The following is a 25,669-nucleotide window of genomic DNA, read 5'->3' on the forward strand; positions in this document are numbered from 1 at the left end:
TAAAAAACATGAAGAATTTATCTTTTATTCTATTGATTTTAGTTGGATGCAGCACTAAAAAAGATGAAAAAATTGTTCCAAACCATAGTGTTGATTTTTATTGTAATAAAGTATACTATGCTAAGGGCGAAGTGCAGGCTACTGTATTTGAAATTACGGCGGTTAGTAGTGATACATTGATTTTAGATGATTATAACCATGATGCTGAATATCGGGAAATTACTAAAAATGAAAAAGGGTTTTCTTTATTTAACTTATATTCAGGTGAAGAACGTAAGTTATCTGATCTGATTTCCAATGATTATAGATATATACTGCCTGGAAAATACAAATGGCATCTTTATTCAAGTCGTATTTTTGATTCGCATTTAAATTCAATAATTGAAAATGAGGGCTGGGTTATAAAATACAATGGTAAAATCGTCATTAAAAATAATCCTGAACCACAAATAAAGATACAATCAAATAGCATTTATATTCCACTTAAAGAAATAAACCCACAAAAGATGGATTCGGAAGAAATAATGTATCTTGGGGTAAATGAAAATGATCTTTAGAAGTGCATCGTGTCACGCAAAATGAGATTGCCGCGGTCGTGCCTCCCTCGCAATGACGGGTACAGCACAGTTTCAGGAGCCTGTCATTGCGAGCGAAATGCAATGGAGCGCGGCAATCTCACTCGAAACATATAATTGAACCAAAAACAGCCGCACTTAAACGAGGTACGGCTGTTTTTTTATTTAAGATTCCTCCTATCGTCGGAATGGAATGGCGCCTCTTTTTCTTAGTTTTGGTATTGACTCTAAAGCCAAAAAGAACATGTTTTTAATAGCATAGATGGCGTTATTATAGGCCCCGCGTATTTAAAGGCTGTTAAAGCTGGGAATGAAGGTGAGTTTTTGAGGGAGTTGGTGTAGGGTGTTGCCAAAATTATTAGTTTTACAACACCAATTAATTCTATGAAAAAAGTTTATTTACTTTTATTTACAGTTTTTGCACTTGTTAGCTGCGACCCTCCACATGATATTATCTTTAAAAACAATACCGACTTTAAAGCTAAAGTAATCCTGAAAATTAAAGATAAAGCCAAAAGTTATGATTTAGGAGAGTTAGTTACAGGAGATTCTATTGTATTCAATCTTATCCCGGAAACTGATGATCATATTGAATTCGGTATCGGAACCTGGAGCGACAAAGAAATACAATTAATTACGTCAGATTTAAAAAGCCTGACAATAAAAACACACGATAAAACCGTTATTTATGATAATGAAAGCCAACTGAAAAAGTTGTTGACTGAAAATCGTAGTAGTTTCCCTAACACAAAGATAAATATTGAGATTGAAGAGTGACTAATAATTAATAGATTGCCGCGGTCGTACCTCCCTCGCAATGACTGGTACTGGTACAGCATGGTTTTAGGAGCCTGTCATTGCGAGCGAAATGCAATGTAGCGCGGCAATCTCACTCGAAACATATAATTAAACCAAAAACAGCCGCACTTAAACGAGGTACGGCTGTTTTTTTATGATTGATTATGTGAGACACAAGTAGTATCAATATATAATTATAAAAAATAGCCCATTTTATAATAATCATCCCATTTTTTTATGTAATCATCAAAATCACTATCCCAAAAAATAGGCGTACCACAGTAAGCAATAAGTTCATTTAAAAGTGTTTCGAGCCGCATCCCAAAAATTTCTTCCGTATCCATTTTTAAATATTGACCATGGTAAATTTCAGGATTTATGATGCTAAACATATCTTTTTCGGTAAGACCGTTATTTTTATAAGGAATCAAATAAGCAAAGATTCCCTTTGCAAATATAAAATATTCATCGCGGGTCATATTTTTCATAAATTGATATGACAATTCTAAAACCAGTTTTTCCCGTAAATCTACATCACTTCTTTTCATCATGAAAAATATTATTGTTGAAACCAAAAACAGCCGCACTAATTAAGTACGGCTGTTTTTATGATTGATTGTGTGAGACGCATTCAATGCGTCTCTACTGTTAACCGTAAACTGAACACTGTAAACTGCAAACTGAGTACTGCCTACTGGATTATGCCTCCTCTTCCTCCGGGGTGTGCGATTTAGAGTAGTTGCGCCATTTTTCTATAACGTCCTGCATGTCTTGTGGCAATTCGGTATCAAAACGGATAAATTCTTTAGTTGTTGGGTGCTCAAAACCAAGGGTTTTGGCGTGTAGTGCCTGGCGTGGCAGCGTTTTAAAACAGTTTTCTATAAACTGTTTGTATTTGGTAAACGTGGTACCTTTAAGTATACGCTCGCCACCATAGCGGGCATCGTTAAAAAGGGTATGCCCAATGTGTTTCATGTGTACACGGATCTGGTGGGTACGCCCGGTTTCTAACTTGCACGAAATCAGGGTAACATAGCCAAAACGCTCTAATACTTTGTAGTGCGTTACGGCGTGCTTGCCCATAGCCTCATCGGCAAAAACAGCCATTTGCATACGGTCTTTAACATGGCGGCCAATGTTGCCTTCAATAGTGCCCTCATCATCGTTAACATTACCCCAAACAAGGGCAATATACTCACGTTCAGATGTTTTATCGGCAAACTGTTTGGTTAGGTAGGCCATAGCCTGATCGGTCTTGGCAACCACCAAAAGGCCCGATGTATCTTTATCAATACGGTGTACCAGTCCCGGCCTGTCGCTGCTGTTCATGGGCAGGTTCTCAAAATGGTAGGCAAGGGCATTAACCAGCGTACCGCTGTAATTGCCATGCCCCGGGTGCACCACCATGCCCGGCTCTTTGTTAACCACCAAAAGCTGGTCGTCTTCAAACACTATATTAAGCGGAATGTTTTCCGGCTCTAATAAATACTCATACGGTGGGTGCTCTAACAGCACGCGCACCACATCGTTAGATTTTACTTTGTGGTTGCTTTTAACGGCAACATCGTTAACATAAATATTACCCGCAGCGGCTGCCTGCTGTATTTTATTACGCGTGGCATTTTCTACAAGGTTCATTAAAAATTTATCTACACGCAAGGGCTGCTGGCCTTTACCAGCTTCAAAACGGTAATGCTCATACAATTCGTCATCCGGGTCCTGCTCTACAATGGGCTTACTCGTCATTATCTTCTCCTGTTTTTGGTTCAATAGTCCTGGTATCGCTAATGCTATCGTTTTCCTGATAGCCCGTTTTACCGTCGCCAAGCACTAAATCTATTTTACTGGCCTTCATTACTTTATCGCCAGCCTTAAGTTTTTTACCTTTTTGTTTCATTTCAAGCACCACATCTTTAGCAAGATACGGCACATAGGTTTTTGTACCCTCTTCCAATCCCATATTTTTAAGGGTTGGCACCGCCTGGCGGTACGATTTCTGAATAAGGTCTGGCACCGCTATAGTACTGTAACCGCCTGAGTTTACCTTAACATATATCTTACGGTCTTCTTTTACCGTAACCTTAGGCAGTGGGTCCTGCTCTGTAATGGTATATGGAGGAAAACCCGGCTCAAAATCTACCGTATCCAGCACCACGATTTCAAGATCCAATGCTTCAAGCGCTTCAGCAGCCTTTTCAGATGTCATTTTGCGCAGGTCGGGCACCGGTATAACATCGCCGTGATTGGTGGTAACGCTAAGCCATTGCAGTAGTAAAAATACCACAACTAAAACAATACCCAATGCAATAGCAACCTGTGTAAAAAAAACTTTACTCTTTAAAAATTCTTTAACGCTCATGTGTAATCAGTTTCCGCAAAGATATAAATAATACTAAACTTTATAAGTTTGCACAAATAATGATATTTTTGTGAAGGCTTAGGCACATGCCTGGCCCTGCCAACATAACCCAATTTAAATGAACATAGCAGTTGTAATGGGCGGATACTCAGACGAGTCCGTTATTTCTATACGAAGCGGCCAATTGATTTTAAACAATTTAGACCGCGCAAAATATACCCCTTTTGAAGTGCATATACTGCCCGATGGCTGGCATGTGCTTGTAAACGGCACCAAGTTACCTATTAATAAAGGCGATTTTTCGTTTGAAAACGATGGCGTAAAAACAAGTTTTAACTGTATTGTAAATACCGTACACGGCACTCCCGGCGAAGACGGACACCTGCAATCGTACTGGGAACTTTTAGACCTGCCCTACACCGGTTGCGGCTTTTATCAAAGCGCCCTTACCTTTAATAAGAGAGACACTCTTAGTGTGCTTTCTAAATTCAACATTCCGCGTGCAAAATCTATTTACCTGTCTAAAGGCGATGCCATTACTGCCGATGATATTGTTAGCACGCTTGGCCTGCCTTTTATGGTTAAGCCCAACCAGAGCGGCAGCAGCCTTGGTGTAAGCAAGGTAAATGATATTGCCGACCTGCAAAAGGCACTTGATTTTGCCTTTGCCGAAGACCACGACATACTTATAGAATCGTACCTTAAGGGTACAGAGGTTTCGGTTGGGGTGCTGAATTATAATGGAACCACCACCGTGCTGGGGCTAACAGAGATTGTATCGCACAACGACTTTTTTGATTATGAGGCTAAATACCTTGGCAAATCAGAAGAGATAACTCCCGCCAGGCTTAACGCCGAAACCGAGCAAAAAGTGCGCGATACCGCCGCCAAAGCCTACGAAGCCCTGGGCATGAGCGGCTTTAGCCGTACCGATTTTATTGTTATGGATGGCGAACCGCATTTTATAGAAATCAACACCAACCCGGGACTTTCGCCACAAAGTATATTTCCGCAGCAGGCACAACACGCCGGCATTGCCATGAGCGATTTGCTGGACAGCGAAATTAAGCTTGCACTGGCCCGAAAAGTGCTTTGGAAGAAGTAAATTAGTGTTCAGTATTCAGTCGCAGTAAACAGTTGTTGGTTGTTAATCGTTCGGCTGTCATTCTGAGCGAAGTGCAACGGAGTCGAAGAATCTAACCCGCAACCCCAAACTCTAAACCCTAAACAAAAATGAAAATAGCCGTATTTCCGGGGTCTTTTGATCCTATTACACTGGGCCATTACGATATTATAAAGCGTGGCGTTAGCCTTTTTGATAAGGTTATTGTGGCTATTGGCGTTAATGCCGAGAAAAAATACATGTTTACGCTCGAGGAGCGGCTGCAATTTATTAAAGAGTCGTTTAAAGACGAACCCAAGGTAGAGGTTACCACCTATCAGGGCCTAACCATAGACCTTTGTAAAAAAGTAGGTGCCAAATTTATTTTGCGCGGCCTGCGTAACCCTGCCGACTTTGAGTTTGAAAAAGCCATTGCGCACACCAACCGCCGCCTTTCTAAAATAGAAACCGTTTTTTTGCTAACTGCTGCCAACACATCTTATATAAGCTCCAGCATTGTGCGCGACGTTTTACGCAACGGCGGCGACTATACCATACTGGTGCCTGATGCTGTAAGGGTAAAATAACACTATCTCATCTCTCTCCCTCTGAATGAAGAAATTATTACTACTCTTACTACTCCCTACCGTTATGTTTGCCCAAAAAAAGGATAAATATGCCACCCCTTACGAAAAAGGAAATGGCAACCAAACGGCCACCTATCAGGAGGTTATAGCCTATTTTAAGCTGTTGGATACCGATTTTGAGAGTATACAAATACTGCCAATGGGTGTAACCGATAGCGGAGAGCCATTGCATATTGTAATTTACAACCCCGATAAGAATTTTAATTTTGCCGAAATTCATAAAAATAAGGCAGTACTCCTTATTAATAACGGCATACACCCCGGCGAGCCCGATGGTATAGATGCTACCATGATGCTGTACCGCGACCTGGCTACGGGCAAAATTGTGGCACCTAAAAATACGGTGCTGGTAAACATACCGGTGTATAACATTGGCGGTATGCTTAACCGCAACTCGCACACCCGTGCCAACCAAAATGGCCCCGAGGCGTATGGCTTTCGCGGTAACGCACGCAATTTCGACCTTAACCGCGATTTTGTTAAAAACGATACTAAAGATGCCCGCAGCTTTGCAGAGATTTTTCATAAGGTAAACCCCGATATTTTTATAGACAACCATGTTAGCAACGGTGCCGATTATCAGTACACCTTTACCTACATTGCCACGCACCACCAAAAATTAGGCGGCAACCTGGGCACGTATTTTAAAGACGATATGATGCCTGAAATTCTTGCCGGGCTTAAGGCTAAAGGCATTGAGTCGACACCCTACATAAACATTCATGATGAGAAACCCGATGGCGGCTTTGAGCAGTTTATGGATTACCCCCGCTACTCTACCGGCTACGCCGCTATGTTTGATGTTCCGGGCTCTATGCCCGAAACCCACATGCTTAAAGACTACACCAGCCGTGTTAAGGCTACGTATGCTTACATACAGCAATCGTTAGATTTTATCGAGAAAAACTACACTACTATTAAAGAGCTGCGTGCCGCCAATAACGATAATTACCTGCCGGGCAACAAATACACCCTGCAATGGGCTATAGATTCTACACAGGTTACCCTGCTGCCGTTTTTAGGTTACGAGGGTAGTTATATAACCAGTAATGTAACGGGGCAGCAACGGTTGTTTTACGATCGTAAAAAGCCTTTTAATAAAGTAGTAAAGTATTACCAGCATTATACCCCTGCTTTAGAGGTTACAATCCCTAAAGCTTATATTATACCTAAACAGTGGTGGACGGTTATTGAGCTTTTAAAGCTTAACAACATACAAATACAGGCGCTTGAAAAAGATACCGAGTTTGAGGTAGAGTCGTACAGAATAACAGATTATAAAACAGCTAAAAGCCCATACGAGGGGCACTACCCTCATAACAGTACATCTGTTAAAACAACTACCCGGAAAGTAATGTTTACTAAAGGCGATTTTGTTATAGACACGCAACAGCCAGGCGTTAAGTATTTATTGGAAACTTTAGAGCCACAAGCAACAGATTCTTACTTTAACTGGAACTTTTTTGATGCCATATTGCAGCAAAAAGAGTATTTCTCGGCTTACGTGTTTGAAGATACCGCCGCAAAACTACTTAAAGACAATGCTAAACTTAAGGCTGAATTTGATGTAAAAAAGCAACAGGATAAAGATTTTGACAAGAGTGCCGAAGCGCAACTCGACTGGATATATCAGCACTCTGTTTATTATGAGAAATCTCATATGGAATACACAGTTTACAGGCTGATGAAATAATATTTGTTGTGAAATTCTATTATTTGCTTATTATTGCTTAAAATAACTTCACGTTAAAAATTTCCTTAAATCTTTTCAGTTAAAACCCCGCCTTATTGTTGCCCTTGTATTTGGTTTTGTGTTTGCTACAATTATAGGTACACAAACCTTTAGAAACGATGCTTTCAGGATGTATTGCCGTGCTTATTTTATGGATAAACCAAAAAAAAATAAGGGCTAAAACAACACTTTCTTTTAAAAACTGGATAGCTTTATTTATCGCATTTTTTTGGTCGGGGCAATTAGCAGTACTGCTGCAAAAGCAAGCGATAAGCAATATCCCAAGTAAAAACAATGGCGACGAAGTAAAACTTGCAAACAATTTAAACCTTAATCAATGGAGTATCATTGCTGTATTTGGAATACTATATGCCTTTACTTTAACCTGGATAGAATTTTACAAAATACCCATACGACAGCGCGTTACCTTATAATTGCAGGATTAGCAGGCAGTGCCTTAGGAGTATTTATTTGGTTTGGCTAGATGAGGCCTGGTACTATTACCTTAACAATCTATTAGATTGTTAGAAAATCCTAATAAAAAAAGGCCTGTTAGCTAAGCTAACAGGCCTTTTTTATAAATTGTATAAATTATTGTTTTACAATTTTGTTGATTAGGTTACCCTTGTCAGTGTTAACTGTAAGGATGTAAACACCGTTAGCCAAACCAGACATATTTACAACATTGTTGTTTAATGTAACGTTAATCACTTTACCAGTAATATCTGTAACAAAAGCATTGTTTACAGTAACACCAGCAGGAACTTGTACATTAAGTACACCTGTTGTAGGGTTAGGGTATACAGATGCAGCGCTTAGAGCGTTGTCTTTAACAGCAGCAGTTGGGCCAACTACATTAATAATCATAGCAACATCAGGATAACCTATTGACGCTAGAGTTACAGGATTTACAATTTCACAACCAATAGACGAAAGGTAGCTAGGAGCAGTTTCACCTTCTTCGTTAGAGCCTAAAAATAAAACAGTACTTAATTCTTCATCGCCTTCATAGCTAACCTGAACAACTAAATCACTTCCTGCAGGAACAACCGCAGAAATAGGAGCTGAAAAAATAGCTAATTCCTGATCTACAACATCAAAAGTTTCTTGAGCCAATTGCGTGTAGTTAGCACCACCAAAACCTGTTGGAAAAGTAGCAGTAGTTGCATATAGGGTAACAGTAATAGGGTAAGAACCCGCAGTTTCTGTTACTAACTGCTGTATACCAAATTCTACAGCCGAAACTGAGAAATCTGCAGTTATACCATAATCAGAAAGATCATAAAACCTGTAGTAGTTGTTATCAGAACTTGCAAAACCTTGGTCACTAACACATGCAATAGTCGAGCCATCTGCTACTTCCGGAGATTCGTTCTGAGTTAGAGTTTGTGCATTAACAAACACAGAACCCATTAAAAATAAAGCAAGAGTAATTTTTTTCATTTTTATAAAAATATAAATTAGTTTTCACAAAAATATTTCTAATAATTGTATATACAATTAAAAAACGCATCTTTTTTCATCGAAAAACAAATTTTTAACATAAAATACATCAAAGCTAACCAAGCCCTTGTTTGTAATATTTCAAAAAAAAACGTTTATAATTAATATACAGCAAATTACCTTTTTATACAGGTTTTTAATTTGTAGTATAAATATTATTTGAAAATAATAAACATGGCTTCAAAAAGCATAAAAGTTGTCTTTACCGGTAATAACAGCATCCTAAAAAAAGCAGTTTTATGTTTAATAATAGTTTAAGCACTTAATTAATATGCTTAGGTTTAAGATACGCCAACCTCTCGATACATTACTAAAGTTAACTGGTTAGCCCAAACTAACCGGCTTTTCTTTCAAAAAGTTCAAAATCAGTTATCCGAAATACTTACTTTTATGGCGTTATCCTCAAAAAGAAGCTTTATATTTTCGTACGAATTTTTAAGCGCAAGCTTAATTTCGTCGGGTTTTAGCCACGCAACGCGTTCAATTCCCTCCTCTAATTGCCCAACAAGAGGGCCATTAAAGTCGGTTTTCATCTCAAACCAGTGCACAACTTTAAGCTTATAATGCGTGCCGCGTTTAAAAACGTGGTAAGTTTTTTGCAGCTTTTGGGTAATTTTAAGTCCGCTAACGCCGGTTTCCTCCTCTACTTCGCGCAGGGCAGTTTCTTCAATTTCTTCACCTTTTTCTATGCCACCTTTGGGCAAATCCCACTTACCGTTACGCAAAATAAACAGCACTTCGCCCTGCTTATTATACACAAGGCCCCCACCGGCTTTAGCCACAGGCACCTTGTCTTTAAGCATTCTAAGTGCCAGCTTCTCATCAGGATGGTACAGCCAGGCTTTTTCTATCCTGTTGCTAAACATCTTAGTTAGCAGCATATCTATATCTACGCTCTCCATTAAAAATAATTGGAAATCGGTTTCTTTTTCAACCTTATTTGTCAAAAAAAGTGGTTTATCGTTTACAAAAACTTTATACATTTGCAATATGATTTTTAATACAGACACCGCCAAAAAAACAGCCGAATTGCTTTTACAAATAAACGCAATTAAATTAAATCCTAAAAATCCTTTTACATGGGCTTCCGGATGGAAATCGCCTATTTATTGCGATAACAGGATAACACTATCATTTCCTCCAATTCGAAACTACATTAGAGACGAGTTTGCCAAACACATAGAAAAAGAGTTTGGCCGCCCCGATGTTATTGCCGGAGTAGCCACTGGCGCTATTGGCATTGGCATTCTTGTAGCCGAATCGTTAGGGCTGCCCTTTGTATATGTGCGCCCCGAAGCTAAAAAGCACGGACGCCAAAACCAGGTAGAGGGCTTTTTGCAAAAAGGCCAGAACGTGGTTGTGGTAGAAGACCTTATTAGCACCGGCAACAGCAGCCTTATGGCCGTAGAAGCCCTTAAAGCAGCCGGAGCCAACGTTAAAGGTATGGTAGCCATATTTACTTATGGGTTTGATGTAGCCGTAGAAAATTTTAAAAACGCCAACGTTAACCTGCACACCCTGGGCAACTATGCAACGCTATTAGACGAAGCCGTGGCAAAACGCTATATTACAGAGGCCGAACAGGAAACCCTTAAAGAGTGGAGAGACAGCCCGTCTACATGGGGGCAGGAATAGTATTTAAGATTAATGGATTTCAGATTGAACTATACTCAATCAACCAGTAAGCCTTAATACAGCATTTATAAAAAGTATTCAATTTTAATAAGAATGTCAGTCAGTAAGGATAATCTGAAATCTACATTCTGAAATAAATAAGAAATGAATTTAGACAGCCCAAAGGTTACGGTTAATAAACCGGCCCAATACATATTTGACGCCCTAAGCGATGTACAGAACTTTGAGAAGCTTATGCCCGATAACATTGCCAAGTTTGAGGTTACAGGCCCTGAGGCTTTTATTTTTGCCCTTAAAGGCATGCCAGAGATAAAGCTGAAGATAAAAGACCGCCAGGCTCCAAACAAACTGGTTTTAGGTGCTGCCAGCGATAAGCTGCCTTTTACCCTTACAGGCGATATTAATGCGCTTAGCGACGATAGTACCGAGGTACAGCTGCACTTTGAAGGCGAATTTAACGCCATGATGGCCATGATGATCAAGGGCCCTATAACCAAGTTTATAGAAACCCTTGTTGGCAACATGCACAAGCTATAGTTTAAACACATAATAAATTAGCACTTAAGCCTTTCAGTTAGTTACTGAAAGGCTTTTTTGTGTAACTTTATATAGTAACCCCACCCTTACTATGCAAAAAGTTATTGCCTTTATTACAGATAGCCATTTAGGAGACGCATCGCCGCAGGATAAAGGTATAAACTGTACCGTACAGCTTGAGGCAGTACTGGCCGATATTGCCCTGCAAAACGCCACCGATATTATTTTTGCCGGCGATATCACTGAGCCACAAACTTACGAGTGGTTTTTTAACCGGCTGCAAACCGCCTGCCCTGATTTTAAAGCCATACTGGGCAACCACGATAGCTATGCCGAAGCCGTTAAACATTATAAGCAACATTCGGCCAGCAGTACAGAGCTTTATTATACTTATGAGGACGCTTATCATAAATATATTTATCTCGACTCATCATCATCTACCATATCGGCCGAGCAATTGGCATGGCTGGATAACGAGATCGAAACCTCTAAAATAATACTGCTTTTTATCCACCATCCCATCTTAAAGATCGATACGGCTATGGATAAAATTCACCCGCTGCAAAACCGCGATGCGCTACGGTCTATTCTGCACCAGCTGTATAACGATGTATTTGTATTTTGCGGCCACTACCACATGCCCGATTATTTGGAGATTGGCAACGTTAGGCAGTACATTACCCCGTCTACCTCATTCCAGATAAAAAAAGAGTCCGATTTTATAGACATTAACACCAATTCTTTCGGCTACCGTATTATTACCCTTGATTATAATAACGTTAGCACCCACCTGCGCATTAGCCGTAATGGCGCATTTACTACCGAGGCAGATTAACTTTGGGTTAAAGATTTTATAAAGTGTCGGTACTACACCAAGGTTTTCTGTAATTTTAACAGGTATAAAAACAAACAACCATGAAAGACCTTAACGATTTTGAAATATCTTACGACCTTGAGGGCGAAATGAGCGGTCAGGAGCTGGTAGAGATCCATATTGGCGACCTTAATCTGCCTACGGGCAAGATCATAGTGTCCGATCCGTTCTTTTCTGAAGGGCAGCAGCCTTTTTCGCGCACGGTAGAGCCAGATAAGTATCCGGTGTACATTTACATGTCTGAGATAGATAAATTGCACAACCGTATTGCTTATGCCAAGATAAAATTTAGGCCCGAAGATGCTAAAAAATGGATTTTGGCTTTAACAGACGACCTTACCCCTGAGGAAATGAACGACTTAGGCGAAGATGAGTTTTACGGCTTTCCGGTAGAGAGCGGCCTTGCCTGCTTTTTAGACCAGGAAACCAACGAGCAGTTTGTGGCCCGTATGGACGATTTGCAGGACAGCAACCCCGAAGCCAATTATTATGACGAGGTACTTGCTAAAGAATTTATGGACTATTCGGGTAAAAACGCGTTATCCAGAGACTTAGGCGACTGGAACGATCATAAAGTAGATGATAACAGCGATAATAACGTAATAATGTTCTCATCCGGATGGGGAGACGGCTACTACCCTGCTTATTGGGGCCTTAGCGAACAGGGCGATACCATAGAACTGGTTATCGATTTCTTAATCAACGAGTTTGACAGCGACGACGAAGACGAAGATGAGTTTGAAGACGAAGTTTAGAGCGCAGTATTCAGTGTTCAGTCGCAGTAATCAGTTGACAGTTTTTAGTTTACAGTGATCAGCTAAAAAATAAAAAAGGAAATAGAAGTCGGCTACCATGCACGGCTTTTATTTCCTTTTCATTTAGGCTTAATATTTCACTTTCGGACATTGAGATTGCGTTATTTCGCACTTCCAATTTCGGACTTCAAACTTTCGACCTCGGACCTCCGACTTTGAAACTTTGAAACTCTGAAACTCTGAAACTTTGCAACTTCAAAAATCAATAAAGCAACTGCACTTCCTTAATTGTGTATTCGGCTATACTGTCATCTGCCAAAAGTACCTGCAGGCTGCCGTTGCCGGTAACGCCCTGGATTATGCCCATAAACTGGGCTCCGTTTTTATCAAAAGGCATGGGCACATCTTTTTTAAAGAGCATTTGGTGGTAACAATTCCATAACATTTTGGTATCTTTATGCAGCAGCGATCCAATATTTTGCTTTAAATGATCAGCAATAGCCAGCATAACCGCCTCTTTATCAAACTCGCGGCCGGTAACAGCTGCTAAAGACGATGCTTTGGGCAGGCCATCAAAATTTTGCTGGTTAACATTTATGCCAATTCCAATTATAGAGTAAATCTCGCCGTTGTTCTTAATACTGTTCTCAATCAATATCCCGCCAACCTTTTTATTGCCTGCCAAAATGTCGTTAGGCCATTTAATTTTAAGTTGGGGTATATTAAAAGTTTCCAGTGCCTGTGCAATGCTCACGGCAACGGCAACGTTAAGGTTAAATATCTCGTTGATTTCCAACAGCAAATCTTTAACCAACACACTAAACGTAAGGTTTTTACCCGCTTCTACGTTCCAAACGGCACCCATCTGGCCACGGCCACTGGTCTGGTTTTCTGCCACCACAAGGGTAAAATGCTCTACGTGCCGGGTAGCAGTTAGCTGCTTCAGGTAGTCGTTAGTAGAGTTTATGGCATTGAGTTTGATGATATTCATTTATAAATAATCAGCTCTTTGACTTTTTAATCGTAAATTAGGTTCAAAAGTAAATACAAAAAATGATAACTTTGCGTAATATATATAAATTTTAGATGGCGAACAAAAATGTAAACAATGATGATCTGTTAGCAAATATCATCAAAGGAATTGAGGAAGTAAAAGGAAATGATATAGACATTTTAGACCTTAGGGCAATTGATAACACCGTATGCGATTACTTTGTAATATGCAACGGTACTTCTAATACACAGGTGAACGCTATAGTTCACTCAATCCAAAAAATAGTTTCTAAAGAATTAAAAGACAAGCCGTGGCATGTTGAAGGTACAGAGAATGGCGAATGGGTACTTATGGACTACGTAAACATTGTGGTGCATGTGTTCCAAAAGCACGTTCGCGAGTACTACAACATAGAGAGCCTGTGGGGCGACGCCAGGATTACTTCTATAGCAAACAATTACTAAAACAAGAATAAACATTCAATGTCAAAAGATAATAAACCTAATAAGCTAAAAGTAAGCCCATGGCTTATTTACGGGGGTATTTTAGTAATATTCCTTGCTATAAACTGGGTAGCGGGCGGCTCTACATGGAACGATCCTAAGCCAACCTCGCTTTCTAACTTTTACAAATTTTTAGACGAAGGCCAGGTAAATAAGGTAATCTACAATAAAACTACAGCATCGGTTTATTTAAAACCGGCGGCACTTGCCCTTAAAGAAAACGATAAGGTAAAAAACGATATGTTTGGCAACCCTAACAAGGGCCCACACTACACCGTAGTTATTGGCGACAAGAACGAACTGTTTGTAAAAAAGCTTGACGATGCTGCAAAAGCAGGCAAAATAACCGATTATTCTGCCGAACCCGAAAGTGTTTGGGGCGATATCCTGATTACGTTACTGCCAATTATCATATTAGTAGGTTTATGGATCTACATGATGCGCCGTATGGCGGGTGGCGGTGCGGCCGGTGGTGGCGGACAGATATTTAACATTGGCAAAAGCAAAGCCAAACTGTTCGACGAAAAAAACGATATTAAAGTAACATTTAAAGATGTTGCCGGCCTTGAAGGTGCTAAAGAAGAAATACAGGAAATTGTAGAATTTCTTAGAACACCCGAAAAATATACCAGCATTGGTGGTAAAATACCAAAAGGCGCCCTTCTTGTAGGCCCTCCTGGAACAGGTAAAACCCTATTGGCCAAAGCCGTTGCCGGCGAAGCTAAAGTACCTTTCTTCTCGCTATCAGGTTCTGATTTTGTGGAGATGTTTGTGGGCGTTGGTGCAAGCCGCGTGCGCGACCTGTTTAAGCAGGCTAAAGAAAAATCGCCTGCCATTATATTTATAGACGAGATTGATGCAGTGGGCCGTGCCCGTGGTAAAAATAACTTCTCAGGATCTAATGATGAGCGCGAAAATACGCTAAATCAACTACTTACAGAAATGGATGGTTTTGGCACCAATACTAACGTTATTGTGCTTGCTGCTACCAACCGTGCCGATGTACTGGATAAAGCACTTATGCGTGCTGGCCGTTTTGACAGGCAAATTTATGTAGACCTACCGGACATTAGGGAGCGCCGCGAAATTTTTGAGGTACACCTTAAGCCGATAAAAAAATCGGAAGATCTGGATACTGAGTTTCTTGCCAAGCAAACACCGGGCTTTTCCGGTGCCGATATTGCCAATGTATGTAACGAGGCTGCCCTTATTGCTGCCCGTAATAATAAAACCGCTGTAGATAAACAAGATTTTCTTGATGCTGTAGACCGTATAGTTGGCGGCCTTGAAAAGAAAAACAAAATTATATCTACCGACGAGAAACGTGCCATTGCCGTACACGAAGCCGGCCACGCTACCGTTAGCTGGATGCTGGAGCATGCTGCACCGCTTGTAAAGGTTACTATTGTGCCGCGTGGGCAAAGCCTTGGCGCTGCATGGTACCTGCCGGAGGAAAGGCTTATTGTAAGGCCGGACCAGATGATGGACGAAATGTGTGCTACCATGGGAGGCCGTGCTGCCGAAAGGGTAATTTTTGATAAAATATCTACCGGTGCACTAAGCGACCTTGAAAAAGTAACCAAACAGGCTCGTGCTATGGTAACCATTTATGGCCTTAACGAAAAGCTGGGTAATGTTACGTATTACGATTCTACCGGCCAAAGCGAATACAACTTCGGCAAACCGTATTCTGAAGATACGGCTCAGATAATAGACAAAGAAATTTCGTTGCTAATAGAGCAGCAATACCAACGCGCTATCCAGATTCTGGAAGAAAATAAAGACAAGTTGTTAAAGCTTGCCGACATTCTGATAGAAAAAGAAGTGATTTTTAAAGACGACCTTGAGCAGATTTTTGGTCACCGTCCGTTCGAAAAATCAGGGCATGAGGTAATTACTGAGGCTTAAGCAATTTTTCATAAATAAAACTAAAAATCTTAATTCAATCGTATGATTGAATTAAGATTTTTTTATCTTTGGTTATTAAGGAACACTATAGGGAATATACAGGTATGAGCCTTTTTAAAAAAATTTTTGGTACTGGCGAGCTTTCGGGCGAAGATAAAAATCAGGAGGCACACGCTTATCTACCTGATCAGGAACTCCCTGTTGATGAACTTTTTATGACTAACTTCAGGAAAAACGGCGGTAAATTTATTTATTGCGATAACCTGGGCGAGATACATGAGCAATTTTTAAATGTTTTGGAGGAGAACGACTGGTTTGAGTGCGAAGCCCTGTGCTTTGAGCCTAAACTTTACACCCTGCTCGACGAAAACAGGCTTTTGTACAATAAACCTGCAAATCCTAAATTTATTTTAGCAACCTGCGAATTTCTTGTGGCCGACGAAGGGGCTATTTTGTTTTCATCGAACCAGATAAAACAAAACAAACCCAACGAGCTGCCCGATAACATGGTAATCTATGCCACAACCAGCCAGCTTATGGCCAGCAAGGGCGATTGCCTTAGAAACATCAAAAAGAAATACGACAAGGACTACCCTACTAATATTACGGCCATAAAATATTTTGAAAAAGCTAAAGAAGAAGACTTTCTTCATTACGGTAGCGTGGCAAAAAACCTCTACCTGTTGCTTTTAGAAGACCTTTAGCATGAACGAAAGCATTACAAGAACGCTCTCGGGCATCGTTTATATTTTACTGCTTTTAGCTGCAACCCTCTTTTCTCCAATAAGTTTTACTATTTTATTTGGCGTATTCTTAATTATCGCCACGTTAGAATTTTCAAGGCTGGCCAACCTTACTAAAACAGTACCCCTTATTATAGCGCTTGTGGGTTTTATATTGTTCAGCCCCCTTTTGTCGCATGAAAGTACAAGCGATTTTTATACCAACCTGCTGCTTAACGCTGCTGCCCTGTTTATATCTATAAGCCTGTTAATAGAGCTTTTTAAAAAGGGCCCTGCCCTGCCGCGCGATAAAAACGGCAAGCTGGCACGCTTGGTGGGCTATGTAATTATTCCGTTTTTACTTATCATCAAATTACCTTTATTGGGTGCCGAATATAATCCGTACATTATTATAGGTATGTTTGTAATTATTTGGGCCAACGATACTTTTGCCTATATTGTGGGTAAAACCATGGGCAGGCGCAAGCTTTTTGAGCGTATATCGCCTAAAAAAACGGTAGAAGGCTTTGTGGGTGGTATGGTATTTAGCGTTGCCGGTGCCTATGTACTGGGCTTGTACTATACGTTTTTAACCCCATTGCAATGGATGGTTTTTGCCGCAATACTGGTTATTTTTGGCACATTGGGCGATCTTGTAGAATCTAAACTTAAACGTACTGCTGGCGTAAAAGACAGCGGTAGCATAATGCCGGGCCATGGCGGAATACTTGACAGGCTTGATAGCATATTATTTGCAATACCTTTCTTATTTTTGTATTACCAAATCTTAAACTATGTTTCATAAAGAAGGAGCTAAAATTATCCTTGTTGCCCTGGCGGTAACGGTAGCAATTGTATTATTATCAGAAGAATTTATCCACGAGTTCTGGCTGTTAAAATTTGTGCAGATTTTTGCACTGGCATTTTTAATACTAATACTGCAGTTTTTTAGGAATCCAAAACGCCCTGTAACCGCTACAGACCATATAATTATTGCCCCGGTAGACGGTAAAGTGGTAGTTATAGAAGAAGTATACGAGGCCGAATATTTTAAAGACAAGCGCCTGCAGGTATCTATCTTTATGTCGCCTATAAACGTGCACGTAACGCGCTATGCCGTAAATGGTTTGGTAAAATTTAGCAAATACCATGCAGGTAAGTACCTCGTGGCGTGGCACCCAAAAGCCAGTGAAGAAAACGAGCGTACTACTGTTGTTATAGAAAACAATTACTTTGGCGAAATTTTGTACAGGCAAATTGCCGGCGCACTGGCCCGCCGTATTGTTAATTATGCTCAGGAAGGCATGCAGGTAATTCAGGGCACCGATGCGGGCTTCATTAAATTTGGTTCGAGGGTAGATTTATTCTTACCTTTAGGAACAGAGGTTAACGTAAAGCTAAACCAAAAAGCTATAGGTGGTAAAACAATAATTGCAACTAAAGCTTAATGCAGGAAAAAAACATAGATACCCTTTTTCAGGAAGCGTTTGAAAGGGCTTCTAACATGACCGATGCTTTGCCGCAGGATGTAATGCTGCGCATTTATGCCTATTATAAGCAGGCTACATCGGGCACGGCAGATGAAAACAACTATCCGGCGTATAACCTAAGGGAAGCCTTTAAACTTAACGCATGGATGCAGGTAAGGCACTTATCTCCGGATGAGGCTAAAGCCCTGTATGTAGAAACAATAAATTCTCTTATTAAATAATTTATAGTATGAAAAAAGTAAAAATTTTCTTTTCGGCACTGGCAGTAATTGCTGCATTGCAGTCATGCAAAGACAAAGATAACCTGGAAGAAGTTGTTGCAACCCCAGAACCTCAAAAAGAGGCGGCTGCGCCTGCACTGGGCAACCCGGATGACGTTAAGGCAGAGGCCGGGCCTTTCCAAATGCTAAAATTACCGTATGCTTATGATGCGCTTGCCCCAAACATAGATGCTAAAACTATGGAGCTGCACTACTCTAAGCACTATAAAAAATATACCGATGAGCTTAACAAAGCCATAAAAGGTACACCTCTTGAGAAAAAAACCATCGAAGAAATTCTTGCTACGCTTGATTTAGAGAACAAAGCAGTACGCAACAACGGTGGCGGTTACTACAACCACGGCCTTTTCTGGGAAGTTATGGCCCCTAATGCAGGTGGCGAGCCTAAGGGTGCCCTTGCCGAAGCCATTAAAAAAGACTTTGGAAGTTTTGAGGCTTTTAAAACGCAGTTTACAGAGGCTGCTACCAAACAATTCGGTTCGGGTTGGGCTTGGTTAGTGGTAGATAAAACAGGCAAACTTGTTGTGGGCAGCACTGCCAACCAGGATAACCCGTTAATGCCAAACCAAAGCGTATCGGGCAAGCCGGTATTGGCTTTAGATGTTTGGGAGCATGCGTATTACCTAAACTACCAAAACAAAAGGCCGGATTATATTACAGCCTTTTACAACGTAGTTAACTGGGATACCGTTTCTAAAAAATACGAAGCCGCAATTGCAAAATAATTGTAGCTTGTTATATAGCTAAAATCCGCCTTAGGGCGGATTTTGTTTTTTATATGAGTGCCGAATAACCAAATTATCCAAAAACCGAATAATCCTGCCTCCGGCTTGCTTCTTTCAAAAAAAAAACTCATTTTTGAAATCTATAACAACAAACACAAATGAAATATTTATACGGAGTACCCTTATTGTTTTTACTGCTAACATCGTGCGCAAAAGACAAAAAGGAAGAAGAGGCAATTGACCGCGCAAAAACAGATTGGGCTGTTTACAAACTTAATGGCAATGTAAAAGCGGTTACCGAGAAGTCGTATCTGTATGCCAACGGTGTTAAAGGCCCATCGGGCAGAGAAAACCAGATGCTTCGCGATACCGACCTTCAGTTTGATGCTAAGGGCCATCTTACCAATCTAAAGACATACGTGACGGAAACTGCCGTATCTGAAGAATTTGTACATGAGGGTAAAGATAAAATTATTAAGCGCATACAGTATGTAGAAGGCAAACCGGGCATTGTTACCGAATATCTGTATGATGCATCGGGTAAAAACAATACCTCTATTACCCGCCGCAATGCCAGCAACGCACCGGTAGACCGCATAGAAATGAAATTCAGGGGCGATAACATGGTAGAAAAAACCACCTTTAACAGCCAAAACCACCCTATTGATATAATTACGTATGATTATGATGAAAAGGGCAACGTAAAGGGCGAAAACTGGTTTGTGGGCATACAAACCGTTAAGGTACGAAGCGGCTATAAATACGACGATAAGAACAGGAAAATAGAAGAAACCCGCTACACACCCGAAGCGCTTATATCAAGAACGGTGTATGCTTATAATGATAACGATAAGCTTGTAAGCGAAGAAACCTTTGGTACCGATGGCAAGCTGGAATACAGCGAAAAATTTGGTTATGACGACAATAATAACCTGCTTTCTCAGGTTACTGTTCAGCCGGGAGAGAACAGCCGTTCTGAAGAAATTTATACGTATGATAAAAATAACAACATGCTGTCTATGACGTTCTCTAAATCGGGCGTGGTGGTAAATAAAGTGCAGTATGCTTACGATAAAAACAACAACCTTATAGCAGCTAAAGCCATGGATGGCGCGGGTAAAGTTAGAGATGGCAGAATGTATAAATACGAGTATGATGCCAACAATAACTGGACAAAAAAGATTGTTACCGTTAACGGACAGCCCCAGTTTATTGAGCAAAGAACCCTATCGTATTATTAGTAAACCCTGAGTTTACGGTATAAAAAAAGTCTGCAATATAATATTGCAGACTTTTTTTGTTATGTATAGCAGCTTATCTTAAACCTGCAAGGCTTTGCTCTAATGTAGCAATTTTAGCCAATGCATCGGCTTCTTTTTGCCTTTCTATAGCAAGAACTTTCTCTGGTGCATTGCCCACAAACTTCTCGTTGCTTAGCTTAGCCTGAACCGACTTTAAGAAGCCCTTGTTATACTTAAGTTCTTCTTCCAGTTTGGCAATTTCTTCCTCTACGTTTACTGCGCCGGTAACCGGTACAAAATATTCATTGGCTTTAGCCCTAAAGGTTAAAGCGCCGCTAACTTTATCGGTAACATAGTCTAAAGTAGAAAGATTACCCAGCTTGGTTATAACGCTGTCAAAATAATCCGATGCATTATCGTGGTTAATTGCTTTAAGCTCTATAGCATCTTTAAACGGAATATTCTTATCCTTCCTAATCGTACGGATGCCCGATATAACTTCGGCAGCAAAATCAAAGTCGGCAAGCAATTGCTCGTCAACCGTAGTGCCAACCGGCCATTCGGCAATAATAAGTGCCTGCTCGGGAGTTCTTTCGGCAATAAGCTGCCAGATCTCTTCGGTAAGGAAAGGCATAAACGGATGCAGCAACTTAAGGTTAGCCTCCAGCATTTCGATAGCCTTAGTATAGGTAGCCCTGTCAATCGGCTGTTGGTACGCAGGTTTGATCATCTCCAGGAACCACGAACAAAAATCATCCCATACCAGTTTATAAATGGCCATAAGCGCATCAGATATCCTGTATTTCTCAAAATGATCTTCAATTTCGGCCAATGTTTTATTAAGGCGGGCCTCATACCATGCAATTGCTTTTTTAGCATAATCTGGCTGGGCAATATCGCTTACCTCCCACCCGTTAATCAGTTTAAAAGCATTCCAAATCTTGTTGGTAAATGCTTTGCCCTGGTTGCACAGCTCTTCGTCAAACATAATATCGTTACCTGCAGAGGCACTAAGCAACAAGCCAACACGCACGCCATCGGCACCAAACTTCTCAATAAGGTCTAAAGGGTCGGGCGAGTTACCTAACGATTTACTCATTTTCCTGCGCTGGCTATCTCTAACCAAACCGGTAAGGTATACATTGGTAAACGGCTTTTCGCCTGCATACTCGTATCCGGCAATAATCATCCTCGCTACCCAGAAAAATAAAATATCCGGACCTGTAACCAAATCGTTGGTTGGATAGTAATATTTAAAGTCTTTATTTTCCGGCTCTAAAACACCACCAAAAACAGCCATAGGCCATAACCACGACGAGAACCATGTATCTAACGCATCCGGATCCTGTTTCAGGTCGGCTACCGTCAGGCTCTGGTTACCCGTTCTGTCTTTAGCAAGCGCCAAAGCAGCATCAGGGGTTTCGGCAACCACAAAATCTTCTTTACCATCGCCATAAAAATAAGCCGGTATTTGCTGGCCCCACCAAAGCTGGCGCGAAATATTCCAGTCGCGGATGTTTTCCATCCAGTGGCGGTACGTATTATCAAAACGCTTAGGGTACAATTTAACCTCTTCGGTTTCCAGCACCGCTTTAATAGCAGGCTTGGCAAGGTCTTCCATTTTAAGGAACCACTGGTCAGAAAGCCTTGGCTCAATAACGGCTTTAGTCCTTTCAGATGTACCTACTTTATTAACGTGGTTTTCTATTTTTTCAAGGTTACCAATAGCATCAAGCTCTTTGGCAATTTCATCCCTTACCACAAAACGGTCTTTACCTTCGTACTGAAGCCCAAAACTGTTAAGGGTAGCATCTTCATTAAAAATATCAATAATTTCAAGGTTATGCCTTTCGCCAAGTTCCTTATCATTAACATCGTGTGCAGGTGTAACCTTAAGGCAACCCGTACCAAATTCCATATCTACATACTCATCAAAAATAATAGGTATAACACGGTTGGCAATAGGCACAATGGCGTTTTTACCACGCAGGTGGGTGTAACGCTCATCGTTAGGGTTAATGCATATAGCAGTATCACCCAAAATAGTTTCGGGGCGCGTAGTGGCAACAATAACAAAATCGTTAGTGCCTTCAATTTTATATTTAAGGTGGTACAGTTTACCCTGGCGCTCTTCATAAATAACTTCCTCATCACTAAGGGTCGTCTTAGCTTCCGGGTCCCAGTTAACCATACGGTAGCCCCTGTAAATAAGGCCTTTGTTATAAAGGTCTACAAACGATTTTATAACCGATGCGCTCATATCCGGGTCCATAGTAAACTTTGTACGCTCCCAATCGCAAGATGCGCCCAGTTTTTTAAGCTGGTCTAAAATAACGCCGCCATATTTATCGGTCCACTCCCACGCATGTTTTAAAAACTCCTCACGGGTCAGGTCGGCCTTATTAATGCCTTCTTCTTTAAGCTTGGCAACCACTTTGGCTTCGGTAGCAATACTGGCATGGTCGGTACCCGGTACCCAGCAGGCGTTAAAGCCTTTTAGGCGCGCGCGCCTAATAAGCACGTCTTGTATGGTGTTGTTTAGCATGTGGCCCATGTGCAGCACCCCTGTTACATTTGGCGGTGGTATTACAATGGTATATGGGGTGCGGTGGTCTGGTTCCGAATGAAAATAATTATTTTTCATCCAGTAGTGATACCACTTGTTCTCTACTGCTTTGGCGTCAAATTGCGATGGAATTGTCATATCGTTTACTGCTCTAAATAAATTTGCAAAAAAATTGGTGTAATTTTTGTAAAATAGTATGCAAAAGTAACCATATAAGTACAATTTAAAAAAAACACACACTACTATTTGTACTTTAATTTAAAGAGAGTATTTTTACTAACAACAAATAATTTTACAATGAAAAAAATTTTAGGTTTAATTGCATTTATGGCACTAAGCACTACAGCTATTTATGCGCAATCTGGCGCCAAGATAGACTTTAAGAGCGATACCATAGATTATGGCACTGTAAGCAAAGACTCAGATAATGGATTACGAGTATTTGAATTTACCAACACCGGAGATGCACCTCTTATTATTACCGATGTAAAATCTACCTGCGGATGTACCGTTCCAACTAAACCAAAAGACCCTATTGCACCCGGCAAAACCGGCAAGATAGAAGTAAAATACAACATGAACCCCGGGCCTATTCGTAAAACCATTACCGTGCAAAGCAACGCGGTAAACGTGCCGGGCGGTACAGTAGCCTTAAAAATTAAAGGCGAAGTGGTAAAAAAAGAAGAGGTAAACATACTGCAAAAGAAAAAAGCAGTACCTACAACAAGTAATTAATAATACTTTTTAGATATACAGGCCCTGCAATTGCAGGGCTTTTTGTTTAGGGGCAAACCGCAAAAATTGGCTGCGTTAAAATTATAAAATCTCTAAAAAAAGTCGCAAATTTGCGCCACATAATATTAAAAGTCAACCACAATGCCGCAAGTATCGCAAAAAGGCAGGCAAATGCCAGAATCTCCTATCAGGAAACTTGTTCCGTATTCCGAAATAGCTAAAAGGAAAGGCCACAAGGTATACCACCTAAACATTGGCCAGCCCGATATTAAAACGCCCGAAGTGGCTTTAGAGGCTATTAAAAACAATACCGTAAAAATATTAGAATACAGCCATTCGGCCGGTTTCGAAAGCTACCGTACCAAGCTTGCTGCGTCTTACAAAGCAAGTGGCGTAAATGTAGATGTGGCCGATATTATTATTACAACCGGCGGGTCTGAAGCGTTAATGTTTGCTTTAGGCAGCACTATGGATGCCGGCGACGAGATTATTATCCCTGAGCCTTTTTATGCTAATTACAATGGCTTCTCGGTAGCATCTGGCGTAACGGTTGTACCGGTAATTTCTACGATAGACGAAGGTTTTGCCCTTCCTCCTATTGCCGATTTCGAAAAGCTTATTACGCCTAAAACTAAGGCCATACTTATATGCAACCCGGGCAACCCAACCGGTTACCTGTACACACAGGAAGAAATTCAGCAGTTAGCCGACCTGGTTAAAAAGCACGACCTTTTTCTTATTGCTGATGAAGTATACCGTGAGTTTACTTATGATGGCGATAAGCACTATTCGGTTATGAATGTACCCGGATTAGAGCAAAACGCTATTATGATAGATTCTGTATCTAAACGTTACAGCATGTGTGGCGCAAGGATAGGCTGCATAGTATCTAAAAATAAAGAGGTAATGGCAACTGCCATGAAGTTTGCACAGGCACGCCTTAGCCCACCAACCTTTGCCCAGATTGCCAGCGAAGCTGCCTTAGAAACCCCGCAAAGTTATTTTGACGAGGTTATAACAGAGTACCGCGCCCGCAGGGATATTTTAGTGAGCGAGCTTACTAAGATTGAAGGCGTAAAAGTAGCCACTCCTAAAGGTGCTTTTTACTGCATTGCCAAATTACCAATTGATAATGCCGATAAATTTGCACAATGGCTTTTAGAAAGCTTTGATGATAACGGCGAAACCGTAATGGTTGCACCTGCCGCAGGATTTTACTCTACACCAAATGTAGGCCTAACCGAAATCCGTATTGCCTACGTTCTTAAACAAGAAGACCTTGTACGTTCTGTAGCTATATTAAAAGAAGCTATAAAACAATACAACAACTTATAGCATACCGCACACCAATAAAATTTAGCCTCACCTACAAGTGAGGCTTTTTTATTTTACAGCACCACGCTTGCGCATTTTAATAAGCCATATTCCTGCCATCCGCTGTATCTGCCTTCCTGCGGTCGGCAGGATGCCGCTACTGTCAGGGCTATTACATTCTTAGATACACCAAAAACAAACCGCCCCATGCATTTGCATGGGGCGGTTTTGGTATTTGTTATTTATCTGGCTGCTTATCGTTTTAACGAGAAGTGTGCCTTAAATTCTTTAGTTACATTACCATCAGGGTAGGTAACGGTAAACCAGTAGTCGTCAGATGGTACAGGCTGGCCATTGTAGGTACCATCCCATCCGTCGCCTTCGGTTACATCCGATTCCGGGCTTAGCTGTTTCAGCAGCTTGCCGTAACGGTCGAAGATAAAGATCCTCGCCTCCGGGTAGTTCTTAAGCCCTACAATGTTCCAGGTGTCGTGGTAGCCATCGCCGTTTGGTGTAAAGAAGTGCGGGTAGTCGATGATGCTTACCGCCGGGATCTCAAATATATCACATGAGTTCGCTGTCTTAACATCCCTTACATAGATCGTCTGCTCGCCCATCGGTACGTTGGTAAATACATTGGAGTTTTGCCAAGGGCCTTCAGGGTAAAGGCTGT

Annotated in this window: 28 protein-coding genes; 20 read left to right on the forward strand and 8 right to left on the reverse strand. The window is 40.9% G+C overall.

The features are described from left to right. The first annotated feature begins 8 nt into the window (after nt 1-8). Entirely contained in the window at nt 9-557 is a 549-nt protein-coding gene (locus G509_RS0120710; protein ID WP_026993300.1) for a hypothetical protein, read from the forward strand. 402 nt (nt 558-959) lie between these two features. Then, a complete protein-coding gene (locus G509_RS0120715) occupies nt 960-1,352 on the forward strand; it encodes a hypothetical protein (RefSeq protein ID WP_026993301.1) in 393 nt (130 codons plus the stop codon). Between the two features lie 215 nt (nt 1,353-1,567). On the opposite strand, the gene G509_RS0120720 is transcribed toward G509_RS0120715, so the two are convergent. The 3 genes from G509_RS0120720 to G509_RS0120730 form a co-directional block, all read right to left on the reverse strand. Then, a complete protein-coding gene (locus G509_RS0120720; protein ID WP_131450785.1) occupies nt 1,568-1,924 on the reverse strand; it encodes a hypothetical protein in 357 nt (118 codons plus the stop codon). A 148-nt stretch (nt 1,925-2,072) separates the two neighbouring features. After that, on the reverse strand, nt 2,073-3,119 hold the full coding sequence (locus G509_RS0120725) for an RluA family pseudouridine synthase (RefSeq protein WP_026993303.1): 1,047 nt from the start codon (nt 3,117-3,119) through the stop codon (nt 2,073-2,075). Continuing rightward, nucleotides 3,109-3,732: a PASTA domain-containing protein gene (locus G509_RS0120730; RefSeq protein WP_026993304.1), complete on the reverse strand. Its 624-nt coding sequence runs from the start codon at nt 3,730-3,732 to the stop codon at nt 3,109-3,111. Before G509_RS0120730 ends, G509_RS0120725 begins: the two co-directional genes overlap by 11 nt. Nucleotides 3,733-3,850: 118 nt before the next feature. Between G509_RS0120730 and G509_RS0120735 the strand changes: the two genes are divergently transcribed. From G509_RS0120735 to G509_RS0120750, 4 genes are all read left to right on the forward strand, one after another. Then, nucleotides 3,851-4,837, forward strand: a complete 987-nt coding sequence (locus G509_RS0120735) for a D-alanine--D-alanine ligase (protein ID WP_026993305.1) — start codon at nt 3,851-3,853, stop codon at nt 4,835-4,837. Between the two features lie 128 nt (nt 4,838-4,965). Then, nucleotides 4,966-5,421: a pantetheine-phosphate adenylyltransferase gene (gene coaD, locus G509_RS0120740; protein ID WP_026993306.1), complete on the forward strand. Its 456-nt coding sequence runs from the start codon at nt 4,966-4,968 to the stop codon at nt 5,419-5,421. Between the two features lie 25 nt (nt 5,422-5,446). Further along, complete coding sequence (locus G509_RS0120745; RefSeq protein ID WP_026993307.1) at nt 5,447-7,174, forward strand: M14 family metallopeptidase; 1,728 nt, start codon at nt 5,447-5,449, stop codon at nt 7,172-7,174. 158 nt (nt 7,175-7,332) lie between these two features. Beyond that, the gene (locus G509_RS0120750; protein WP_026993308.1) at nt 7,333-7,647 is read left to right on the forward strand and encodes a hypothetical protein; all 315 of its coding nucleotides are present in this window, start codon (nt 7,333-7,335) and stop codon (nt 7,645-7,647) included. 157 nt (nt 7,648-7,804) lie between these two features. Here the strand turns inward: G509_RS0120750 and G509_RS0120755 are convergent, their stop codons facing one another. Continuing rightward, entirely contained in the window at nt 7,805-8,656 is an 852-nt protein-coding gene (locus G509_RS0120755) for a T9SS type A sorting domain-containing protein (RefSeq protein WP_026993309.1), read from the reverse strand. 425 nt (nt 8,657-9,081) lie between these two features. Continuing rightward, nucleotides 9,082-9,699, reverse strand: coding sequence for an NUDIX hydrolase (locus tag G509_RS0120760; protein ID WP_026993310.1), 618 nt, complete (start codon nt 9,697-9,699; stop codon nt 9,082-9,084). Nucleotides 9,700-9,706: 7 nt separating this feature from the next. On the opposite strand from G509_RS0120760, the gene pyrE reads away from it, so the two are divergent. The 4 genes from pyrE (at nt 9,707) to G509_RS0120780 (ending at nt 12,517) form a co-directional block, all read left to right on the forward strand. Next, complete coding sequence (gene pyrE / locus G509_RS0120765) at nt 9,707-10,351, forward strand: orotate phosphoribosyltransferase (RefSeq protein ID WP_026993311.1); 645 nt, start codon at nt 9,707-9,709, stop codon at nt 10,349-10,351. A gap of 144 nt (nt 10,352-10,495) precedes the next feature. Further along, nucleotides 10,496-10,888, forward strand: a complete 393-nt coding sequence (locus tag G509_RS0120770) for an SRPBCC family protein (RefSeq protein ID WP_026993312.1) — start codon at nt 10,496-10,498, stop codon at nt 10,886-10,888. Between the two features lie 91 nt (nt 10,889-10,979). Next, nucleotides 10,980-11,723: a metallophosphoesterase family protein gene (locus tag G509_RS0120775; protein WP_026993313.1), complete on the forward strand. Its 744-nt coding sequence runs from the start codon at nt 10,980-10,982 to the stop codon at nt 11,721-11,723. Nucleotides 11,724-11,803: 80 nt separating this feature from the next. Then, nucleotides 11,804-12,517: a DUF4241 domain-containing protein gene (locus tag G509_RS0120780; RefSeq protein WP_026993314.1), complete on the forward strand. Its 714-nt coding sequence runs from the start codon at nt 11,804-11,806 to the stop codon at nt 12,515-12,517. Nucleotides 12,518-12,779: 262 nt separating this feature from the next. Here G509_RS0120780 and G509_RS0120785 read toward each other — a convergent pair whose 3' ends face one another. Continuing rightward, the gene (locus G509_RS0120785) at nt 12,780-13,508 is read right to left on the reverse strand and encodes a biotin--[acetyl-CoA-carboxylase] ligase (RefSeq protein ID WP_026993315.1); all 729 of its coding nucleotides are present in this window, start codon (nt 13,506-13,508) and stop codon (nt 12,780-12,782) included. Nucleotides 13,509-13,603: 95 nt separating this feature from the next. On the opposite strand from G509_RS0120785, the gene rsfS reads away from it, so the two are divergent. From rsfS to G509_RS0120825, 8 genes are all read left to right on the forward strand, one after another. Beyond that, complete coding sequence (rsfS, locus tag G509_RS0120790) at nt 13,604-13,975, forward strand: ribosome silencing factor (protein WP_026993316.1); 372 nt, start codon at nt 13,604-13,606, stop codon at nt 13,973-13,975. 18 nt (nt 13,976-13,993) lie between these two features. Next, nucleotides 13,994-15,922: an ATP-dependent zinc metalloprotease FtsH gene (gene ftsH / locus G509_RS0120795; protein ID WP_026993317.1), complete on the forward strand. Its 1,929-nt coding sequence runs from the start codon at nt 13,994-13,996 to the stop codon at nt 15,920-15,922. A gap of 104 nt (nt 15,923-16,026) precedes the next feature. Next, nucleotides 16,027-16,626 (forward strand): lactate utilization protein B/C, encoded by a 600-nt coding sequence (locus tag G509_RS0120800; RefSeq protein WP_026993318.1) that lies wholly within the window; start codon nt 16,027-16,029, stop codon nt 16,624-16,626. Between the two features lies 1 nt (nt 16,627). Beyond that, on the forward strand, nt 16,628-17,449 hold the full coding sequence (locus tag G509_RS0120805; protein ID WP_026993319.1) for a phosphatidate cytidylyltransferase: 822 nt from the start codon (nt 16,628-16,630) through the stop codon (nt 17,447-17,449). Continuing rightward, the gene (locus G509_RS0120810) at nt 17,439-18,092 is read left to right on the forward strand and encodes a phosphatidylserine decarboxylase family protein (protein WP_026993320.1); all 654 of its coding nucleotides are present in this window, start codon (nt 17,439-17,441) and stop codon (nt 18,090-18,092) included. Before G509_RS0120805 ends, G509_RS0120810 begins: the two co-directional genes overlap by 11 nt. After that, complete coding sequence (locus G509_RS0120815) at nt 18,092-18,355, forward strand: acyl-CoA-binding protein (protein WP_026993321.1); 264 nt, start codon at nt 18,092-18,094, stop codon at nt 18,353-18,355. The genes G509_RS0120810 and G509_RS0120815 overlap by 1 nt, the downstream gene beginning before the upstream one ends. Before the next feature lie 8 nt (nt 18,356-18,363). Then, on the forward strand, nt 18,364-19,140 hold the full coding sequence (locus G509_RS0120820) for a superoxide dismutase (RefSeq protein ID WP_026993322.1): 777 nt from the start codon (nt 18,364-18,366) through the stop codon (nt 19,138-19,140). Between the two features lie 158 nt (nt 19,141-19,298). After that, on the forward strand, nt 19,299-20,381 hold the full coding sequence (locus G509_RS0120825) for a hypothetical protein (RefSeq protein ID WP_026993323.1): 1,083 nt from the start codon (nt 19,299-19,301) through the stop codon (nt 20,379-20,381). 73 nt (nt 20,382-20,454) lie between these two features. Here the strand turns inward: G509_RS0120825 and G509_RS0120830 are convergent, their stop codons facing one another. Next, nucleotides 20,455-23,085: a valine--tRNA ligase gene (locus G509_RS0120830; RefSeq protein WP_026993324.1), complete on the reverse strand. Its 2,631-nt coding sequence runs from the start codon at nt 23,083-23,085 to the stop codon at nt 20,455-20,457. Between the two features lie 159 nt (nt 23,086-23,244). Here G509_RS0120830 and G509_RS0120835 point away from each other — a divergent pair, with 159 nt between their 5' ends. Both G509_RS0120835 and G509_RS0120840 read left to right on the forward strand, forming a co-directional pair. Next, nucleotides 23,245-23,682, forward strand: a complete 438-nt coding sequence (locus G509_RS0120835; RefSeq protein WP_026993325.1) for a DUF1573 domain-containing protein — start codon at nt 23,245-23,247, stop codon at nt 23,680-23,682. 141 nt (nt 23,683-23,823) lie between these two features. Next, a complete protein-coding gene (locus G509_RS0120840) occupies nt 23,824-25,017 on the forward strand; it encodes a pyridoxal phosphate-dependent aminotransferase (RefSeq protein ID WP_026993326.1) in 1,194 nt (397 codons plus the stop codon). A 233-nt stretch (nt 25,018-25,250) separates the two neighbouring features. Here G509_RS0120840 and G509_RS0120845 read toward each other — a convergent pair. Next, a partial coding sequence (locus G509_RS0120845; protein ID WP_026993327.1) for a T9SS type B sorting domain-containing protein occupies nt 25,251-25,669 on the reverse strand: 419 nt, incomplete at its 5' end.

It is taken from the genome of Flavobacterium subsaxonicum WB 4.1-42 = DSM 21790 (assembly GCF_000422725.1).
Lineage (GTDB): Bacteria > Bacteroidota > Bacteroidia > Flavobacteriales > Flavobacteriaceae > Flavobacterium > Flavobacterium subsaxonicum.

Excerpts from the sequence above, each read along its gene's own strand:
- G509_RS0120710 (WP_026993300.1), top strand. The coding sequence starts at position 9 with ATGAAGAATTTATCTTTTATTCTATTGATTTTAGTTGGATGCAGCACT.
- G509_RS0120715 (WP_026993301.1), top strand. The coding sequence starts at position 960 with ATGAAAAAAGTTTATTTACTTTTATTTACAGTTTTTGCACTTGTTAGC.
- G509_RS0120720 (WP_131450785.1), bottom strand. The coding sequence starts at position 1,924 with ATGATGAAAAGAAGTGATGTAGATTTACGGGAAAAACTGGTTTTAGAA.
- G509_RS0120725 (WP_026993303.1), bottom strand. The coding sequence starts at position 3,119 with ATGACGAGTAAGCCCATTGTAGAGCAGGACCCGGATGACGAATTGTAT.
- G509_RS0120730 (WP_026993304.1), bottom strand. The coding sequence starts at position 3,732 with ATGAGCGTTAAAGAATTTTTAAAGAGTAAAGTTTTTTTTACACAGGTT.
- G509_RS0120735 (WP_026993305.1), top strand. The coding sequence starts at position 3,851 with ATGAACATAGCAGTTGTAATGGGCGGATACTCAGACGAGTCCGTTATT.
- coaD (WP_026993306.1), top strand. The coding sequence starts at position 4,966 with ATGAAAATAGCCGTATTTCCGGGGTCTTTTGATCCTATTACACTGGGC.
- G509_RS0120745 (WP_026993307.1), top strand. The coding sequence starts at position 5,447 with ATGAAGAAATTATTACTACTCTTACTACTCCCTACCGTTATGTTTGCC.
- G509_RS0120750 (WP_026993308.1), top strand. The coding sequence starts at position 7,333 with ATGCTTTCAGGATGTATTGCCGTGCTTATTTTATGGATAAACCAAAAA.
- G509_RS0120755 (WP_026993309.1), bottom strand. The coding sequence starts at position 8,656 with ATGAAAAAAATTACTCTTGCTTTATTTTTAATGGGTTCTGTGTTTGTT.
- G509_RS0120760 (WP_026993310.1), bottom strand. The coding sequence starts at position 9,699 with ATGTATAAAGTTTTTGTAAACGATAAACCACTTTTTTTGACAAATAAG.
- pyrE (WP_026993311.1), top strand. The coding sequence starts at position 9,707 with ATGATTTTTAATACAGACACCGCCAAAAAAACAGCCGAATTGCTTTTA.
- G509_RS0120770 (WP_026993312.1), top strand. The coding sequence starts at position 10,496 with ATGAATTTAGACAGCCCAAAGGTTACGGTTAATAAACCGGCCCAATAC.
- G509_RS0120775 (WP_026993313.1), top strand. The coding sequence starts at position 10,980 with ATGCAAAAAGTTATTGCCTTTATTACAGATAGCCATTTAGGAGACGCA.
- G509_RS0120780 (WP_026993314.1), top strand. The coding sequence starts at position 11,804 with ATGAAAGACCTTAACGATTTTGAAATATCTTACGACCTTGAGGGCGAA.
- G509_RS0120785 (WP_026993315.1), bottom strand. The coding sequence starts at position 13,508 with ATGAATATCATCAAACTCAATGCCATAAACTCTACTAACGACTACCTG.
- rsfS (WP_026993316.1), top strand. The coding sequence starts at position 13,604 with ATGGCGAACAAAAATGTAAACAATGATGATCTGTTAGCAAATATCATC.
- ftsH (WP_026993317.1), top strand. The coding sequence starts at position 13,994 with ATGTCAAAAGATAATAAACCTAATAAGCTAAAAGTAAGCCCATGGCTT.
- G509_RS0120800 (WP_026993318.1), top strand. The coding sequence starts at position 16,027 with ATGAGCCTTTTTAAAAAAATTTTTGGTACTGGCGAGCTTTCGGGCGAA.
- G509_RS0120805 (WP_026993319.1), top strand. The coding sequence starts at position 16,628 with ATGAACGAAAGCATTACAAGAACGCTCTCGGGCATCGTTTATATTTTA.
- G509_RS0120810 (WP_026993320.1), top strand. The coding sequence starts at position 17,439 with ATGTTTCATAAAGAAGGAGCTAAAATTATCCTTGTTGCCCTGGCGGTA.
- G509_RS0120815 (WP_026993321.1), top strand. The coding sequence starts at position 18,092 with ATGCAGGAAAAAAACATAGATACCCTTTTTCAGGAAGCGTTTGAAAGG.
- G509_RS0120820 (WP_026993322.1), top strand. The coding sequence starts at position 18,364 with ATGAAAAAAGTAAAAATTTTCTTTTCGGCACTGGCAGTAATTGCTGCA.
- G509_RS0120825 (WP_026993323.1), top strand. The coding sequence starts at position 19,299 with ATGAAATATTTATACGGAGTACCCTTATTGTTTTTACTGCTAACATCG.
- G509_RS0120830 (WP_026993324.1), bottom strand. The coding sequence starts at position 23,085 with ATGACAATTCCATCGCAATTTGACGCCAAAGCAGTAGAGAACAAGTGG.
- G509_RS0120835 (WP_026993325.1), top strand. The coding sequence starts at position 23,245 with ATGAAAAAAATTTTAGGTTTAATTGCATTTATGGCACTAAGCACTACA.
- G509_RS0120840 (WP_026993326.1), top strand. The coding sequence starts at position 23,824 with ATGCCGCAAGTATCGCAAAAAGGCAGGCAAATGCCAGAATCTCCTATC.